Origin of the sequence: Pseudomonas sp. (genome assembly GCF_049653025.1) — a bacterium.
Lineage (GTDB): Bacteria > Pseudomonadota > Gammaproteobacteria > Pseudomonadales > Pseudomonadaceae > Aquipseudomonas.
On record NZ_JBASFM010000021.1, the window covers coordinates 77025 to 94610 of the forward strand.

Annotated in this window: 15 protein-coding genes; 6 read left to right on the forward strand and 9 right to left on the reverse strand. The window is 63.5% G+C overall.

Annotation, left to right across the window (positions count from 1 at the left end):
* Window positions 1-75 precede the first annotated feature (75 nt).
* Window positions 76-1422 carry a metalloprotease PmbA gene (pmbA, locus tag WBK23_RS18085; RefSeq protein WP_424485321.1) on the reverse strand — a complete coding sequence of 449 codons (1347 nt, stop codon included), beginning with the start codon at window positions 1420-1422 and terminating at the stop codon, window positions 76-78.
* Window positions 1423-1525: 103 nt separating this feature from the next.
* On the opposite strand from pmbA, the gene yjgA reads away from it, so the two are divergent.
* Window positions 1526-2044 (forward strand): ribosome biogenesis factor YjgA, encoded by a 519-nt coding sequence (gene yjgA / locus WBK23_RS18090; RefSeq protein ID WP_424485322.1) that lies wholly within the window; start codon window positions 1526-1528, stop codon window positions 2042-2044.
* A 48-nt stretch (window positions 2045-2092) separates the two neighbouring features.
* Here yjgA and tldD read toward each other — a convergent pair whose 3' ends face one another.
* The 8 genes from tldD to mreB all read right to left on the reverse strand — a co-directional run bounded on the left by tldD (window position 2093) and on the right by mreB (window position 13140).
* A complete protein-coding gene (gene tldD / locus WBK23_RS18095) occupies window positions 2093-3550 on the reverse strand; it encodes a metalloprotease TldD (RefSeq protein ID WP_424485323.1) in 1458 nt (485 codons plus the stop codon).
* Window positions 3551-3578: 28 nt separating this feature from the next.
* Complete coding sequence (locus tag WBK23_RS18100; protein WP_424485324.1) at window positions 3579-4433, reverse strand: carbon-nitrogen hydrolase family protein; 855 nt, start codon at window positions 4431-4433, stop codon at window positions 3579-3581.
* Between the two features lie 86 nt (window positions 4434-4519).
* The gene (locus WBK23_RS18105; protein ID WP_424485325.1) at window positions 4520-8353 is read right to left on the reverse strand and encodes a YhdP family protein; all 3834 of its coding nucleotides are present in this window, start codon (window positions 8351-8353) and stop codon (window positions 4520-4522) included.
* Between the two features lie 31 nt (window positions 8354-8384).
* Window positions 8385-9842, reverse strand: a complete 1458-nt coding sequence (rng, locus tag WBK23_RS18110) for a ribonuclease G (RefSeq protein ID WP_424485326.1) — start codon at window positions 9840-9842, stop codon at window positions 8385-8387.
* 61 nt (window positions 9843-9903) lie between these two features.
* Window positions 9904-10524 carry a Maf family protein gene (locus tag WBK23_RS18115; RefSeq protein WP_424485327.1) on the reverse strand — a complete coding sequence of 207 codons (621 nt, stop codon included), beginning with the start codon at window positions 10522-10524 and terminating at the stop codon, window positions 9904-9906.
* Between the two features lie 45 nt (window positions 10525-10569).
* Window positions 10570-11055, reverse strand: a complete 486-nt coding sequence (mreD, locus tag WBK23_RS18120) for a rod shape-determining protein MreD (protein ID WP_424485328.1) — start codon at window positions 11053-11055, stop codon at window positions 10570-10572.
* A complete protein-coding gene (mreC, locus tag WBK23_RS18125) occupies window positions 11055-11978 on the reverse strand; it encodes a rod shape-determining protein MreC (RefSeq protein WP_424485329.1) in 924 nt (307 codons plus the stop codon). The genes mreD and mreC overlap by 1 nt, the downstream gene beginning before the upstream one ends.
* 124 nt (window positions 11979-12102) lie before the next feature.
* The gene (gene mreB, locus WBK23_RS18130; RefSeq protein WP_090255536.1) at window positions 12103-13140 is read right to left on the reverse strand and encodes a rod shape-determining protein MreB; all 1038 of its coding nucleotides are present in this window, start codon (window positions 13138-13140) and stop codon (window positions 12103-12105) included.
* A 239-nt stretch (window positions 13141-13379) separates the two neighbouring features.
* On the opposite strand from mreB, the gene gatC reads away from it, so the two are divergent.
* From gatC to WBK23_RS18155, 5 genes are all read left to right on the forward strand, one after another.
* Window positions 13380-13667 carry an Asp-tRNA(Asn)/Glu-tRNA(Gln) amidotransferase subunit GatC gene (gatC, locus tag WBK23_RS18135; RefSeq protein WP_424485330.1) on the forward strand — a complete coding sequence of 96 codons (288 nt, stop codon included), beginning with the start codon at window positions 13380-13382 and terminating at the stop codon, window positions 13665-13667.
* A 16-nt stretch (window positions 13668-13683) separates the two neighbouring features.
* Window positions 13684-15135, forward strand: a complete 1452-nt coding sequence (gene gatA, locus WBK23_RS18140; protein ID WP_424485331.1) for an Asp-tRNA(Asn)/Glu-tRNA(Gln) amidotransferase subunit GatA — start codon at window positions 13684-13686, stop codon at window positions 15133-15135.
* An 11-nt stretch (window positions 15136-15146) separates the two neighbouring features.
* Window positions 15147-16595: an Asp-tRNA(Asn)/Glu-tRNA(Gln) amidotransferase subunit GatB gene (gene gatB / locus WBK23_RS18145; protein ID WP_424485332.1), complete on the forward strand. Its 1449-nt coding sequence runs from the start codon at window positions 15147-15149 to the stop codon at window positions 16593-16595.
* A 151-nt stretch (window positions 16596-16746) separates the two neighbouring features.
* The gene (locus WBK23_RS18150) at window positions 16747-17115 is read left to right on the forward strand and encodes a septal ring lytic transglycosylase RlpA family protein (RefSeq protein ID WP_424485333.1); all 369 of its coding nucleotides are present in this window, start codon (window positions 16747-16749) and stop codon (window positions 17113-17115) included.
* A 36-nt stretch (window positions 17116-17151) separates the two neighbouring features.
* Window positions 17152-17535 (forward strand): carboxymuconolactone decarboxylase family protein, encoded by a 384-nt coding sequence (locus tag WBK23_RS18155; protein ID WP_424485334.1) that lies wholly within the window; start codon window positions 17152-17154, stop codon window positions 17533-17535.
* The last annotated feature ends 51 nt before the right edge of the window (window positions 17536-17586 follow it).

Below are 17586 nucleotides of genomic sequence, written 5' to 3' on the forward strand. Positions count from 1 at the left end.
GTGGCCGCCATGGATGGCAGGCAATAAAAAGGGGCTGAGCGCTTAAGCGGCAGCCCCTTTTTCATGCCGAACAGATTAGCTGCCGGCCACCGTCATCCGCTCGATCAACACCGAGCCGGTGCGGATATTGCTGCGCAGCTCCAGATCACTGCCCACCGCGACAATCTGCTTGAACATATCGCGCAGGTTGCCGGCGATGGTGACTTCCTGCACCGGGAACTGGATTTCGCCGTTCTCCACCCAGTAACCGCCAGCGCCACGCGAATAGTCGCCGGTGACCATGTTCAGGCCCTGGCCCATCAGCTCGGTGACCAGCAGGCCGCGGCCCATACGCTTGAGCAGGGCCTTTTGATCTTCATCGCCGTGGCTGACAAACAGGTTATGCACGCCGCCGGAGTTGGCGGTGCTAGGCATGCCCAGCTTGCGCCCGGAATAGGTGCCGAGCACATAGGACAACAGCTCGCCGCGCTCGACAAAGGACTTGGCGTAGGTCGCCATGCCGTCGCCATCGAAGGCCGCGCTGCCTAGCGCACGAGGAATATGCGGGCGCTCATCAATCTTCAGCCAGTCAGGGAACAGCTGCTGGCCCAAAGAACCTTCGAGAAAGGATGACTTGCGGTACAGATTGCCGCCGGAAATAGCCGCCAGGAAGCTACCAAACAAACCGGTCGCCAGCTCGGCGGCGAACAGCACCGGCACTTCGCAGGTCGGCACCGGGCGCGCCCCCAAGCGGCTTACCGCACGCTCAGCGGCACGCCGGCCAATGCTGCCGGCATCGGCCAGCAGCTCGCCCTGTCGGTTGACGTCATACCAGTAGTCGCGCTGCATCTGCCCGCCGTCTTCGGCGATCATCACGCAGCTCAGGCTGTGCCGCGTGCTGGCATACCCGCTGATAAAGCCATGGCTGTTGCCATAGACCCGGCAGCCCTGGTGGGTATTGAGCGTAGTGCCGTCGGCGTTCTTGATCCGCTGATCGGCGGCAAAGGCTGCCGCCTCGCAGCTCAAGGCCTGCTCGATGGCCTGCTCCGGAGTGATCGACCAGGCATGGTACAGATCCAGCTGCGGCAGTTCGCGAGCCATCAACCCGGCATCGGCCAGACCGGCGCACTCGTCCTCGGAGGCATGCTTGGCGATGGCTAGAGCCGCCGCCACGGTCTCGCGAATCGCCGCCTCGCCGCTCGCAGAGGTGCTGGCCGAGCCCTTGCGCTGACCGACATACAGGGTGATGCCGAAGCCCTGGTCGCGGTTGAACTCGACCGTTTCCACCTCGCCCTGACGTACCGTGGTGGACAAGCCCTGCTCCACCGAGACGGCAACTTCACAGGCACTCGCGCCCTGCTTTCTGGCCTCGGCAATAATCTGCTCCACCTGCGCCTGCAATTGCGGCACAGCCTGGGGCCCGACGACGTCTACTGCACTCATAAGAACTCCTGAACGATAAGCGGCAAGCGCGGCCACACAGGCCAGACGCTTACAGCTGGAAACTTGCTGCTATCATGTCGGCGTTTTCCACTGGACCGCCACCATGTCTGAATACCTTGACGACTTCTCCGGCGAGAAGAGCAAAACCCAGATCAAGCGCGAGTTTCATGCGCTACAAGATTTGGGGCAACGCCTGACCACCCTGAAACTCGACCTGCTGAACAAACTGCCGCTGACCGACGAGCTGCGCCGCGCACTGGCCGAAGCCCCGAAGCACACTGCCAATGCCGCGAAAAAGCGTCATGTGCAATTTATCGGCCGGCTGATGCGCGATCAGGACATCGACGCCATCCTAAGCCTGCTCGACCAGCTGGACGCCTCCACCCGCCAGTACAACGAGCGCTTCCATAATCTGGAACGCTGGCGCGACCGCTTGCTCAACGGCGACGACGCCATCCTGGAAAAATTTGTCGTCGAATACCCCGACGCCGACCGCCAACACCTGCGCCAGCTGATCCGTCAGGGCCAGCACGAGCTGGCGCAGAACAAAGCGCCTGCTGCTTCACGCAAAATCTTCAAATACATCCGCGAACTGGACGAAGCCCAGCGCGGCTTGCGCTAAGGTCCAGCATCGATTGGGCGGCGCAACGCTCAGCCCAATCGACAGCCTTCACCCACCCGTTCCGCCCACGGTAATCGCATCAATCTTCAGCGTCGGCTGGCCCACGCCAACCGGCACCGACTGCCCATCCTTGCCACAGGTACCGACGCCGCTGTCCAGGGCCAGGTCGTTACCGACCATCGACACCCGACTCATGGCTTCCGGGCCATTGCCGATCAGGGTTGCGCCCTTGACCGGAGCGGTGATCTTGCCGTCCTCGATCAGGTAAGCCTCGCTGGTGGAGAACACGAACTTACCGCTGGTGATATCGACCTGACCGCCGCCGAGGTTGGCGCAGTAGATACCCTTCTTCACCGAGCGGATGATTTCTTCCGGGTCGCTCTCGCCGGCAAGCATGTAGGTGTTGGTCATGCGCGGCATCGGCAGGTGCGCGTAGGACTCGCGACGACCGTTGCCGGTGCGCGCCACGCCCATCAGGCGGGCGTTCAGCTTGTCCTGCATATAGCCCTTGAGCACACCGTTCTCGATCAGCGTGGTGCACTGGGTCGGCGTGCCCTCGTCATCAATGCTGAGGGAACCGCGACGTTCGGCCAGGGTGCCGTCATCGACGATGGTGCACAGGCTCGAGGCGACCTTTTCGCCGATCTTGCCACTGTAGGCCGAGCTGCCCTTGCGGTTGAAGTCGCCTTCCAGGCCGTGACCGACCGCCTCGTGCAGCAGCACGCCGGACCAGCCGGCGCCCATCACCACCGGCATGCTGCCCGCAGGCGCGGGAATCGCTTCCAGGTTGACCAGGGCCTGACGCAACGCTTCGCGGGCATAACCCATGGCGCGCTCTTCGTTGAGGCTGTCTTTTTCCAAGAAGTAACGGTAATCGGTGCGCCCGCCGCCGCCATGGCCACCGCGCTCACGGCGACCGTTCTGCTCGACGATCACGCTGACGTTGAAACGTACCAGCGGACGGATATCCGCGCCCAGGCTGCCATCAGTGGCGGCGATCAGGATGCGCTCCCAGACCCCGGCCAGGCTGACCGTGACCTGCTTGATGCGTGGATCAAGGGCGCGGGTAGCGACGTCGATGCGCTTGAGCAGCTCGACCTTCTCGGCGCGACCGAGCACATCCAGCGGGTTGACCTGGGCATACAGCGGCGTCACCAAGGGGCTGCTGAACGCCTGTACCCGACCACTCTGCCCGGCCCGGGCAATCGAGCGCGCGGCGCGAGCCGCCTGGCTGAGGGCATCGGCGGTGATCGCATTGCTGTAGGCAAAACCGGTTTTCTCGCCGGACTGGGCGCGCACACCAACGCCCTGGTCGAGGTTGAAGCTGCCTTCCTTGACGATACCGTCTTCCAGCGCCCAGGTTTCCGAGACCTGGCTCTGGAAATACAGGTCGGCCGCATCGATGCCCGGGCCCGCCAACTCAGCCAATACACCCGGCAGATGCTCAATGCTCAAGCCGCCCGGACTCAACAGATGCTCACTGACGGACACCAACATCTCGCTCATTGCCTGATCTCGCTCAACTTAGTCTCGTTCATGACTGTTCCACACCTGGCAGCCGCGGTTCGGCCGCTGCAAAAAATCGTTTATGCCGCGCCACCGGCATGCGTTGGCGAATCGCCGCCTGATCGCCGGCATCGCGCTCGGCCAGCACCACGCCGGGGCCCTGCGGTAATTCGCCGAGCACCCGGCCCCAGGGATCGACAATCGCCGAATGACCAAAGGTCTCGCGCCCGCCGGGATGGGTGCCGCCCTGCCCGGCCGCCAATACATAACATTGAGTTTCGATGGCCCGTGCACGGGTGAGTATCTGCCAATGCGCCGCGCCGGTAACCGCAGTAAATGCCGCCGGCACGCTGATCAGCTCCGCCCCGGCGGCGCGCAAGGCGCTGTACAGCTCGGGGAAACGCAGGTCATAGCAAACGCTCAGGCCCAAACGGCCGACCGGCGTATCGGCCACCACCACCTGACTGCCGAAGGCGTAATCATCGGATTCGCGGTAACGACCATGACTGTCGCTGACATCCACATCGAACAGATGCAGCTTGTCATAGCGCGCCACCCGCTGGCCGCAGTCATCGATCAGCAATGAACAGGCATGGGCCTTGGCCTCGGGCTGGCCATCCGGCGGCAAGGGCAAAGTGCCGGCAACTATCCACAACTGCAAGTCGCGGGCGGCCTGCTGCAGCCAGGGCAGAATCGGCCCCTCACCCAGCGCCTCGCTACGCCCCAGCGCAGCCAGGTCGCGACGGCCCATGGCGGCGAAGTTTTCCGGCAGCACCGCCAGGCGCGCGCCGCGTTCGGCGGCCTGTTCCAGCTGTTGCCGGGCCTGCGCCAGATTGGCCAGGACATCGGCCTGGCTGACCAGTTGAAGCACCGCAAGGGTCATGGCTGTGGTATCTCGATACGGACAGAAGGCACCAGCTTACAAGCCATGCCTGCGGACTGCACCCCTACAAAGCGCTTGCCCGCTATTTAGCGCGGCTTCTCGAAGGGTTTGTCGAAGCTGATCGTCGGCGACTGCCAAGGCCCCTTGATGTCGTACTGCACGCTGGCAAAGCGGGCGACGCTGTTGCCCAGCAACTTGTCGGCGATAAACAGCGCGCCGCCAATCGCCGGAGCGCCGACGATCAAGGCAGCCAAGGGCAGGTTGTTGGTCACTGGCAGGGTCACCAACAACTTGGCGTCGATCTGGTTGCTGGCCATATCCAGGGTGCCGTTGAGTTCGAGGTTGCTCGACGGCCCCTCCAAGCTGAGCGGCTTGCGGGTGATAAACACGCCATTGGTGGCGACCAGCACACCCTTGACCCGGTCATAGCTCAGGCCCTTGCCGAGCAGGTCGGAGAAATCCAGGCGCAGGCGACGACCAATCGAGTTGAAGTTGAGCAGGCCGAACACCCGTAGCGCCGAGGCCGAACCCTGCACTTCGGAGAACTGGCCCTTGCGCATGGCCACGTCCAGGCTGCCATTGAAGCGTTTCATGGCAAACCAGGCCGGCGAGCCGGGCCAGTTGCCGTCGACATCCATGCGGAAGCTCTGACTGCTGACGGTGGGCGCAAAGCCCCAGGCCAGCAGCACATCGGCCAGATCAGCGCCGGCCATACGCCCCTTGTACCAACTGCTGGAGGCTCCCGGTGCGCCCTGCCAGCCAGCGCTGCCGTTGATCTTCAAGCCTTTCAGATTGAAGTCCAGCTCACTAAACAGTACGCCATCGGCACTCGGCCGGGCCTTCAATGACCAGGAGCCGATGGCGTCCTGGCCCTGGTACAGCGTGGCAATGTGCAGGTCCAGAGCCGGAATCTGCCGCGGATCGACGCTGGCCAGGGCATCCGGCGGATCGACTGGCACCTCGCTCTTGAGCTTGGGCTCGGCGGCAGGCAGGCGCACGTAGTCGAGCTTGAGCACAATCGGAGCCTGCGCAGCATCCGCAAGCTCGACCCGACCCTTGAGGCGCTCGCTGTCCAGGCTCACCGCCCAGGCCTGCGCCTCGCGCTGCAACGACACTGCCAGGGCATCCAGGCTGATGCCGAAGCCACTGAAGCGACCGATCTGCAACTGCGCATCCTTGAACAACTGCTGCGCGTCATTCTTCGGCAGCGTGGTGTAGGGCTTCAGCACCTGCTGCCAGGCCGACCAGTCGAACTCCGCCACCCGCCCGCGCAGACGCAAGCCGGGCGAGGTCGGCAGGCTCGACGGCCCGTCGGCCAGACGCAACTCACCGCGGCCCTGGCTCAACTGCCCCGGACTGGCGGCAAACGACAGGCTGGCCAAATCGGCGTAATCCAGCCAGTAACGCTGCTCGCGGCCGCCCAGGCTCATGCGCCACTCGGCCTGACGCGCGCCGTCTGCGGTTTTGCCAAAGGGGGCCGGCAACTCGATGGCCAAGCCCTGCAGGTTGGAGTCGACGCGTAGCTGGCTATCGGCACCGTCGAGGGTCAGACGCAGGCGGTAAGGCAGCTGGCCATTGACCGGCAAGGGCTGAGTCACGCCCAGCCAACTGCTCAACTCCGTGACCGCGACCTTGCCGTTCGCCTCGATACGCGTGCGGGCGTTGCCGCGCGCGCCCTCGGCCAGCGCCTTGCCACGCACGTCATGCCCCAGCACCTTGGCGCGAATATCCGGGGCACTGAGACCGCTGGCGGTGTTATAACGGAATGCGCCCTGCAGCTGACTGAGCTGCAATGGCGGGTTGCTCAGGTTGAGCTGCGCACCCGTGGTGGCAAAATCCACCACCACTTCGGGAGCCAGGCCCTTGCGCAGCGGCAAATCGAGCTTAAGCTTGCCCGCCAGCGCACCCTCGCCGCTCCAGCCGGCAAAGGTGGCGGCCGTGCCGATCGGGGCCTCTTGCAGAAGCTTCAAGGCATCGCCAATGCTGCTGCTCAGCTCGCTATTGAGCTGCAGGCGGGCCGGTTGCCCCGCGGCTGGCGTCGGGATGCTGGCCACGGCATTGTGCACGCGACTGTCGAGCAAGCGCCCTTCGGCCAGCTCGACACGCACCCCGCTGTCCTCGATAAACACTGCGCCGCGCCCTTCGCGCAATACCGGCCAGCCCGGCTGAAAGGCCAGTTCGGCCTCGCGCACGGCGAAGAACAGGCTAAGGCTGCGCGCACTGTTCTCCGCGCCCTTGTTCAACGAGCCCTGGTACTGGAAATAGCCTTCATCGACCTTGCCGGCGCGAATCGCGGTTTTCAGCCAGGCATCCAGTTCAGGGCTCATGCCCGGAGCCAGGCTCGGCAGGTATTTCTCGGTAAAGCGCGCATCGCCCTCGCGGATACCGACGCGCAGGTCCATATAGTCTTCTGCGGCCGGATCGCGGCGCAGGCGGATCAGGAAATCGCCGGCAACCCGGCCTTCCTCCCCCACCACCTGCAGATAGGGGCTGCGCAGGGTGAACGCCTGCTCATCCAGCTGCCAGGTCAGCAGGGCATTGGCTTTCTGGTAGTGCCAGGGTTTGGGAAACAGGGTGGCCAGGTGCAGGGAGAGGTCTTGCGTATCGACGCGCAACTCACCCTGGCCCAGGTCGCCGCTGATGCTGCCGCTGGCGTTTGCCACCGCAGGCGAGCCCAGGTAGGCGGCAAAGCCGACGTGCTCCAGATTGGCGGCGAACTGCAAGCGCTTGCTGCCTTCAATCTGCGGCCGATAGTCGAGCTGGATATTGCGCAAGGTGCCGACCGGTTGCAGCTGCTTGAGCAGGCCCAAGGCGTTGTCCGGCAAGGGCGCAAGCGCCGCCAGCAGCGGCTGCAAGGGGGCCAGGTCGAGCTGATCGGCATTGCCCAGCCACTGCTCTTCGGCGGCGGCACTGTCCTGTTGATGCACCAGCGCCAGGCGCGCCTCGCCCCAGCGGGTTTCGCCACGGCTGAAGGCCAGGTCATCCAGGAGTAATTGGAAACCCTCATCGGTGCGAGTGAAATAGCCGTTCAACGCCAGGTTGCTCAGCTCGACCGCCTCACGCTTGGCGTAGCCCGCCCGCACCTGCGGTGCATGCAGACGGCTGACCACGCGCTGCACCTCGCCCTTGGCCCAGCTCAGCCAGACATCGCCACCGAGGGTGAACTGCTGCAACCGCCACTCGCCCAGCAAACCGGCCGGCAGCCAGGCGGCCCAATCGCTCTGCGGTAGGCTCAGGTACAACTCGGCCTGGGCATCGCGCCACTGCTTGGCACGCAAACGGGTGCGTAACTGCAGCGCCAGGGGCTGACCATCCGGCAGCAACAGCCGACCGTCCAGACGCTGACGCGCACTGCCATTGCTCAGGGTGAGGTTTACATAGGTCAGGGTGCGCGCAGGTTGTTCATGCAGCTGCACGGTGACCTGGCTGTTCAGCAGACTCAGGCGCTTGATCACCTGCAACTGTTGCAGCACCTGCTCCAGCTGCATGGGCGCGGCATTCGGCCGCGCCGGCAGGCCTTTCAGCGCCCAGCCACCGGCGGCATCCTGCTGCACCACCAGTTGCAGGCCGTCCAGCTCCAGTCTGGCCACGCGCACCTGGCGCGCCAGCAGGCTGCCCAGCACATCCGGGACCAGGCGCACCTGATCCAGCTGCAACGCGCCGGGGCCGTCGCCCACTTGCACATCGTGGGCGGTCAGTACCGGTGCGAAGCCCTGCCAGAGCCCTTCCAGCTCGCCAATCTGGATCGGCATGGCCAAGGCCGCGCGGGCCTTGTCTTCGACTTCCAGGCGGTATTCGGCAACCAGCGGCACCAGCTCGCGACCCAGGCTGACATACAGCGCCGCCAGCACCAGCGCCAGGGCGCACAGCGCCAAGCCACCCCGCAGCAACGCGGCAAACCAGCGCGCCAGAGCCTGCACTCAGTTCACGCTCGCGAAGAACAGGGGCATGTCAGAGCAGGACCACATCGTATTGCTCCTGGGAATACATGGTCTCGACCTGAAACTTGATGGTGCGGCCGATAAAGGCCTCCAGATCGGCGACATTGCCCGACTCCTCATCGAGCAGGCGGTCGACCACCTTCTGGTTGGCCAGCACACGGTAGCCTTCCGGCTGATAAGCACGGGCCTCGCGCAGAATCTCGCGGAAGATTTCGTAGCAGGTGGTTTCCGCGGTCTTCAGCTTGCCGCGTCCCTGGCAGCAGCTGCACGGCTCGCACAGCACCTGCTCGAGGCTTTCGCGGGTGCGCTTGCGGGTCATCTGCACCAGGCCCAGCTCGGTGATGCCGATGATATTGGTCTTGGCGTGGTCGCGCTCCAGCTGCTTTTCCAGAGTACGCAGAACCTGGCGCTGGTGTTCTTCATCTTCCATGTCGATGAAGTCGATGATGATGATCCCTCCCAGGTTGCGCAGGCGCAGCTGCCGGGCAATCGCCGTAGCCGCTTCCAGGTTGGTCTTGAAGATGGTTTCTTCGAGGGTACGATGGCCGACGAACGCGCCAGTGTTGACGTCGATGGTGCTCATCGCCTCGGCAGGATCGACCACCAGATAGCCGCCGGACTTGAGCGGCACCTTGCGCTCCAGCGCCTTCTGAATCTCGTCCTCGACGCCATACAGGTCGAAGATCGGCCGCTCGCCTGGGTAATGCTCGAGACGGTCGGCGACCTCCGGCATCAGCTCATCGACGAACTGGGTGATCTTCTGGAAGGTCTCGCGCGAGTCGACGCGGATTTTTTCGATCTTCGGATTGACCAGGTCGCGCAGGGTGCGCAGCGCCAGGCTCAAGTCTTCGTAGATCACCAGCGGCGTCGGGCCGACTTTCATCTGCGTGGCGATCTGCTCCCACAGGCGGCGCAGGTAACGGATATCGGCGAGGATTTCATCGGCCCCAGCCCCGTCGGCGGCGGTGCGCAAAATAAAACCGCCCGCCTCCTCGATGCCTTCGGCGGCCACGCAATCGGCGACCACCTGCTTCAAGCGCTCGCGCTCGGCCTCATCCTCGATCTTCAGGGAAATACCGACATGGGCGGTGCGCGGCATATACACCAGGTAGCGCGAAGGGATCGACAGCTGAGTGGTCAGGCGCGCGCCCTTGCTGCCAATCGGGTCCTTGGTGACCTGCACCACCAGGCTCTGGCCTTCGTGCACCAGGGCGCTGATACTTTCCACCGCTGGGCCTTCGCGGCTGGAGATTTCCGCCGCATGAATAAAGGCCGCACGTTCCAGACCAATATCGACAAACGCCGCCTGCATGCCTGGCAGCACGCGCACCACCTTGCCCTTGTAGATATTGCCGACGATGCCGCGCTTCTGCGTGCGCTCGACGTGCACTTCCTGCAGCACGCCGTTTTCCACCACCGCCACGCGCGATTCCATCGGCGTGATATTGATCAGAATCTCTTCACTCATGCGCTTATCTCTTCTGAGATCAAGCTGAAAGCCCAGGAACTGCGCCGCTAACGGCGGTCATTCACTCGCGACCCGCAACCTCTTGACTGTGATCTGGCAGCGACTGCCAGCACGGAATAGCAAATTCTGCGAGTAACGCAGCGGTTTCACACAGGGGCAAGCCCACCACCGCCGAATAGCTGCCTTGCAGCTGACTGACAAATACCGCCGCCAGCCCCTGGATACCATAGCTGCCGGCCTTATCCTGCGGCTCGCCGCTGGCCCAATAGGCCTCGATTTCGGCGCGTTGCAGCGGCCGGAAACTCACCTGACTGGCCACCACCCGCGACTCCGTACGTGCAGTGCTGACCAGCGCCACCGCGGTCAGCACCTCATGACTACGCCCGGACAGCGCCAGCAGGGTGGCCATGGCTTCGGCACGATCGGCCGGCTTGCCGAGAATACGACCGTCGAGCACCACCGCCGTATCGGCACCCAGCACCACAGCATCCTGAGTATCGGTCAATGCGGCCAGTCCCGCCTGCCCCTTGGCACGCGCCAGACGCTCTACATAGGCGATCGGCGACTCGTCTGGCAATGCATTTTCATCGATAGGGGCGATTTGTGTGAGGAAGGGCACGCCAATTTGCGTTAGCAATTCACGGCGGCGCGGCGACCCGGAGGCCAGATAGAGGGTGGCCATGCTGACTTCTCCCTGTCGGATAAACGCAAGGCCCGCAGGCCGTGCTTAATTGACGCCCAGACGCTGATGCAGCCCGCGCAAAATGGTGCAGACCCAGGGCCAGAGCAAGGCGCTGACCAGTGCCGGCAGCACGAAGGCCAAGGTCGGCGGCCGACTACCGGTCAAGGCATTCAGCCACAATTGCACCAGCTGGGCCAGGCCGAATACCACCAGCAACACCGTGCTCTGCTGCCACATGGGGAACATGCGCAGGCGCTGGTGCAGGGTCAGCACCAGAAAGGTAATTAGGGTCAGGATCAGCGCGTTCTGCCCAAGCAGGCTGCCATTCAGCACATCGGCAAGCAGGCCGATGCCCCAGGCCGTGGTCATGCCCACGCGGTGCGGCAAGGCCAGCACCCAGTAAGTCAGAAACAGCGCCAGCCACAGCGGACGACCGATTTCCATAAACTTCGGCATGCTCGCCACGCTCAGCAGCAGCGCCAGCGCAAATGTCAGCCAGACGAACCAGAGATTGCTTGCTCGGACGGCCATTATTGCGCTGCCTCTGGCGGGTTGGCGGGGGCCGCAGGCGCTTCGGCAGCCTGAGTGGCAGGTTGCGCCTGCTGCAGAATTTCACGGTCCAGGGCTTCCTGCGCCTGCGCCGACTCGGTGGCACGCTGCTCCGGTGTACGCGGGTCAGTAAACACCAGCAGCATGTAACGGCTGCGGTTCAACATGGCAGTCGGCACCGCGCGGACGATGGCGAACGGCTGGCCGGAATCGTGGATCACCTCGGTGACGGTGGCCACCGGATAACCCGCGGGGAAGCGCTGACCGAGACCGGAGCTGACCAGCAGATCGCCTTCCTTGATATCCGCCGTATCGGCGACATGGCGCAACTCCAGACGCTCCGGGTTACCGGTACCGCTGGCGATGGCGCGCAGGCCATTGCGATTGACCTGCACCGGAATGCTGTGAGTAGTGTCGGTCAGCAGCAATACACGCGAGGTGTAGGGCATGACCTCGACCACCTGGCCCATCAGGCCACGCGCATCCAGCACCGGCTGGCCCAATATCACCCCGTCCTTCTCGCCCTTGTCGATCAGGATGCGGTGGGTAAAGGGATTGGGGTCGATACCGATCAGCTCGGTGGCCAGCACGTCGTCGTCGACCAGCGCGGCCGAGTTGAGCAGCTCGCGCAGGCGCACGTTCTGCTCGGTCAGCGCGGCGAGCTTCTGCAGGCGGCGCTGCATCATCAACTGCTCGGCCTTGAGCTTTTCGTTCTCGGCGGTCAGCTCATTGCGCGTGCTCAGCTCCTGAGTCGCGCTCTCCCACAGCCGCACCGGCAAGCGCCCAGCCCAGTAGACCGGCTCGACGATCAGGCCCAGCTGCGCGCGCAGTGGCTGCAACAGGGTGAAGCGTGCGTCGACCACCATCAGCGCAGCCGATAGCACGGTGAACACCAGCAGGCGCACACCCAGCGAAGGACCTTTGGCAAATAGCGGTTTGATCGGCAGCTCCTCACAGCGTCAGGCAGCAAACAAAAGCTGCAAGCGGATAGAACCCGACTTGCAGCTTAGGACTTGGAGCGGTCGCGCATTATTCCGAGGACAGCAGGTCCATGGTGTGGCGATCCATCATCTCCAGCGCCTTGCCGCCGCCGCGAGCCACGCAGGTCAGCGGGTCTTCGGCAACGATCACCGGCAGGCCGGTTTCCTGCGACAGCAGCTTGTCCAGGTCACGCAGCAATGCGCCACCACCGGTCAGCACCAGGCCACGCTCAGCGATGTCCGAGGCCAGCTCCGGCGGCGATTGCTCCAGAGCGCTCTTGACCGCCTGAACGATGGTCGCCAGGGATTCTTGCAGCGCTTCGAGCACTTCGTTGGAGTTCAGGGTAAAGCTGCGCGGTACGCCTTCAGCCAGGTTGCGACCACGTACGTCGACTTCACGCAGTTCGCCACCGGCGTAGGCGGTGCCGATTTCCTGCTTGATCCGCTCGGCGGTGGATTCACCGATCAGCGAACCGTAGTTGCGGCGCACGTAGGTGATGATGGCTTCGTCGAAACGGTCGCCGCCAACCCGTACGGATTCGGCGTAGACCACGCCGTTTAACGAGATCAGGGCGATTTCGGTGGTACCACCACCGATATCGACCACCATCGAACCGCGGGCTTCTTCTACCGGCAGGCCGGCACCGATGGCAGCGGCCATCGGCTCTTCGATCAGGAACACTTCGCGAGCACCGGCACCGAGGGCCGATTCACGAATGGCGCGGCGCTCGACCTGGGTCGATTTGCACGGTACGCAGATCAGTACCCGTGGCGACGGCTGCAGGAAGCTGTTTTCGTGCACTTTATTGATGAAGTACTGCAGCATCTTTTCGCAGACGCTGAAGTCGGCGATCACGCCGTCTTTCATCGGGCGGATGGCCGCGATGTTGCCCGGCGTACGACCGAGCATGCGCTTGGCCTCGGTTCCGACCGCCACCACGCTCTTCTGGTTACCGTGGGTACGGATGGCGACCACGGACGGCTCGTTCAGCACAATGCCGCGCTCGCGAACATAAATCAGGGTATTGGCAGTGCCCAGGTCAATCGACAGATCGCTGGAAAACATGCCACGCAGTTTTTTGAACATGGGATAGGGACCCTAGGCAACGCGTGGGTAAAAAAGTGCGGCAAACTCTAACAACGGCAGGGATTTTGAGCAAGGCACCAATATGTTAGATTGCCGGTTTTTCCGGGCTTTAAGACCCATCATCGCGGCCTTTGACCGCCACCTGCCACTATCTGTTCCCTGCGCATTTGTGCATGGCGACCTGTTCACATTTCCAAAGGCGGCCTTCGTCTACACCGCTTTATATAGGGAGAAACCTGATGGCGCTTGAACGCTGCGACGTGGAGAAAATCGCTCATCTGGCTCGACTGGGCCTGAATGAAGCCGATATTCCGGGTACCACCGAGACCCTTAACAACATTCTCGGCCTGATCGACCAGATGCAGGCGGTCAATACCGACGGCATCGAACCGCTGGCCCACCCGCTGGAAGCGACGCAGCGCCTGCGCGCCGATCAGGTCACCGAACACAATCAGCGCGAGGCCTACCAGGCCATCGCCCCGGCCGTCGAGAACGGCCTGTACCTGGTTCCGAAAGTCATCGAGTAAGGGAAAGCACCTAGCCATGCATCAACTGACCCTGGCCGAGATCGCCCGCGGACTCGCCGACAAGCAATTTTCCTCCGAGGAACTGAGCCGCAGCCTGCTGGCGCGCATTCAGCAACTCGACCCGCAACTCAACAGCTTTATCAGCGTGACCGAAGAGCTGGCCCTGAGCCAGGCCAAGGCCGCCGATGCCCGCCGCGCGGCTGGCGAGAACGGCGCGCTGCTCGGTGCACCAATTGCGCACAAGGACCTGTTCTGCACCCAGAACGTGCTGACCAGCTGCGGCTCGAAGATCCTCAGCGGCTTCAAGGCCCCGTATAACGCCACCGTAGTCGAGAAACTCGCCGCCGCCGGCACTGTGACCCTGGGCAAGCTGAACATGGACGAATTCGCCATGGGCTCGGCCAACGAATCCAGCCACTACGGCGCGGTGAAAAACCCATGGGATCTGACCCGCGTACCAGGCGGTTCTTCTGGCGGCTCCGCTGCTGCTGTGGCTGCACGCCTGCTGCCTGCCGCCACCGGCACCGACACTGGCGGCTCGATTCGCCAGCCGGCGGCGCTGACCAACCTCACCGGGATCAAGCCGACTTACGGCCGCGTATCGCGCTGGGGCATGATCGCCTACGCCTCCAGCCTCGATCAGGGCGGCCCATTGGCACGCACCGCAGAAGACTGCGCACTGATGCTGCAAGCCATGGCCGGCTTCGATGCCAAGGACAGCACCAGCGTCGATCAACCGGTCGATGACTACCTGGCCGCACTGAGTCAGCCGCTCAGCGGCCTGCGTATCGGCCTGCCGAAGGAATACTTCGGCGCCGGTCTGGATGCACGTATCGGCGAGAAAGTGATGGCTGTTGTCGAAGAGCTGAAAAAGCTCGGCGCCAGCGTCAAGGAAATCAGCCTGCCGAATATGCAGCACGCGATTCCCGCCTACTACGTAATCGCCCCGGCCGAGGCCAGCTCCAACCTGTCGCGCTTTGACGGTGTGCGCTTCGGCTATCGCTGCGAGAACCCGGTCAACCTTGAAGACCTGTACAAGCGCTCCCGTGGTGAAGGCTTCGGCGCGGAAGTTAAACGGCGCATCATGGTCGGCACCTACGCGCTGTCCGCCGGCTACTACGACGCCTACTACCTGAAGGCGCAGAAGATTCGCCGCCTGATAAAGAACGACTTCGTCGCCGCCTTTAATGACGTCGACGTGATTCTCGGCCCAACCACGCCGAACCTGGCCTGGAAACTCGGCGAGAAGAACAACGATCCGGTCGCCGCCTACCTGGAAGACATCTACACCATCACCGCCAACCTCGCCGGCATCCCCGGTTTGTCGATGCCTGCTGGCTTCGTCGACGGCTTGCCGGTCGGTGTGCAACTGCTCGCCCCTTACTTCCAGGAAGGCCGCCTGCTCAACGTCGCCCACCAGTACCAACAGGTTACTGACTGGCACACACAAGCTCCGGCTGGATTCTGAGGACGACTGACATGCAATGGGAAACCGTAATCGGCCTGGAAATCCACGCCCAACTCAGCACCCAATCGAAGATCTTCTCGGCCAGCGCCACCACCTTCGGTGCCGAGCCCAACACCCAGGCCAGCCTGGTTGACCTCGGCATGCCCGGCACCCTGCCGGTGCTCAACGCCGAAGCCGTGCGCATGGCCTGCAAGTTCGGCCTGGCCATCGATGCCGAGATCGCCGGCAAGAACATCTTTGCCCGTAAGAACTACTTCTACCCGGACCTGCCGAAGGGCTACCAGACCAGCCAGATGGATGACCCCATCGTCGGCAAGGGCTTCCTCGACATTACCCTGGAAGACGGCACGCAGAAGCGCATCGGCATCACCCGCGCGCACCTGGAAGAAGACGCCGGCAAGAGCCTGCACGAAGACTTCCACGGCATGAGCGGCATCGACCTCAACCGTGCCGGCACGCCGCTGCTGGAAATCGTCTCCGAGCCGGATATCCGTTCGGCCAAGGAAGCGGTGGCCTACGTCAAAGCCATGCACGCCCTGGTGCGCTACCTGGATATCTGCGACGGCAACATGGCCGAAGGCTCGCTGCGCTGCGACTGCAACGTCTCGGTGCGCCCGGTCGGCCAGGCCGAATTCGGCACCCGCGCCGAGATCAAGAACGTCAACTCGTTCCGCTTTATCGAAAAAGCCATCAACCACGAAGTGCAACGGCAGATCGAGCTGATCGAAGACGGCGGCAAAGTGGTGCAGGAAACCCGCCTGTATGACCCGAACAAGGACCAGACGCGCTCCATGCGCAGCAAGGAAGAAGCCAACGACTACCGTTACTTCCCCTGCCCGGACCTGCTGCCGGTGGTGATTGAGCAGAGCTTCCTCGACGAGATCCGCGCCACCCTGCCGGAGCTACCAGTCGAGAAGCGCGCGCGCTTCGAGCGCGAGTTCGGTCTGTCCACCTATGACGCCGACGTACTGGCCGCCAGCCGTGAACTGGCCAATTACTTCGAGGCGGTCAACGCCGTGTGCGGCGACGCCAAGCTGGCCGCCAACTGGGTAATGGGCGAGCTGTCCAGCCTGCTCAACAAAGACAATCTGGAGATCGAGCAGTCGCCCGTTTCCGCCGAGCAGCTGGGCGGCATGATCTTGCGCATCAAGGACAACACCATCAGCGGCAAGATCGCCAAGATGGTCTTCGAAGCCCTGGCCGCCGGTGAAGGTGAATCCGCTGACGCCATCATCGAAGCCAAAGGCCTGAAGCAGGTCACCGACTCCGGCGCCATCGAATCGATGCTCGACGACGTGCTGGCGGCCAACGCAGAGCAGGTCGAGCAGTACCGCGCAGCTGACGAGGCCAAGCGCGGCAAGATGTTCGGCTTCTTCGTCGGCCAGGCCATGAAGGCCTCGAAAGGCAAGGCCAACCCCGGCCAAGTGAACGAACTGCTGAAGAAGAAGCTCGAAGGGTAAGACGGGACAGCCAACGCATGCGTTGGCCCGGCGAACGACCGGCCATGGATGGTCGGGCCGGCGCGCCCTAGAAGCCAAGGATGGCTTGCTATATCAACGCCGGGTCAGCCCGGCGTTGTTTTATCTGCTACCAGCCCACCAAGGAACTGCCATGCGCCTGCTATTGATCGCCATAGCCAGCCTGTTGCTCAGCGCCTGCGCCAGCCAGGGGCAGGTCGACCCAGACGGCTACCGTGCCGAAGGCAAGGCTTCCTATTACGGCGCGCGCCACCATGGCAATAAAACCGCCAGCGGCGAGCGTTTCGACCAGAACGCCCTGACCGCCGCACACCGCAACCTGCCCTTCGGCAGCCTGGTGCGGGTGACCAACCTGCGCAACGACAAGAGCGTGGTGGTGCGCATCAACGACCGCGGCCCTTACAGCAAAGGGCGAATCATCGACCTGTCGCACAAGGCCGCCGCGCAAATCGACATGCTCCGTGCAGGCGTGGTGCCGGTGCGCGTCGAAGCCCTCGAATAACGCGCAAAGCGCGCATAACCTCCCCGGAGAACCGCCATGAACGAAGAGAAGAAAAGCGGCCTGCAGGTGCGCCGCGAAGTGATGGGCGACGCCTTCGTCGACCGCGCCCTGGGTAACGCTACCGAGCTCAGCCAACCACTGCAGGACTTCGTCAACGAACACGCCTGGGGCGGCGTGTGGAACCGCGAAGGCCTGGATCGCAAGACCCGCAGCCTGATCACCCTGTCGGCGCTGACGGCCCTGAAATGCCCGCAGGAGCTGAAAGGCCACGTGCGTGGCGCGCTGAACAACGGCTGCAGCGTCGAGGAAATCCGCGAAACCCTGCTGCACTGCGCGGTCTACGCCGGCGTACCGGCGGCCATCGACGCCTTCCGCGCCGCCCAGGAAGTGATCGACGCCTGGCAAGCACCCAGCGCCTAAGCCATAAGGCGGGTGGTTCCGTCGGGTGGGTCGCGCTTCACCGACCCACCC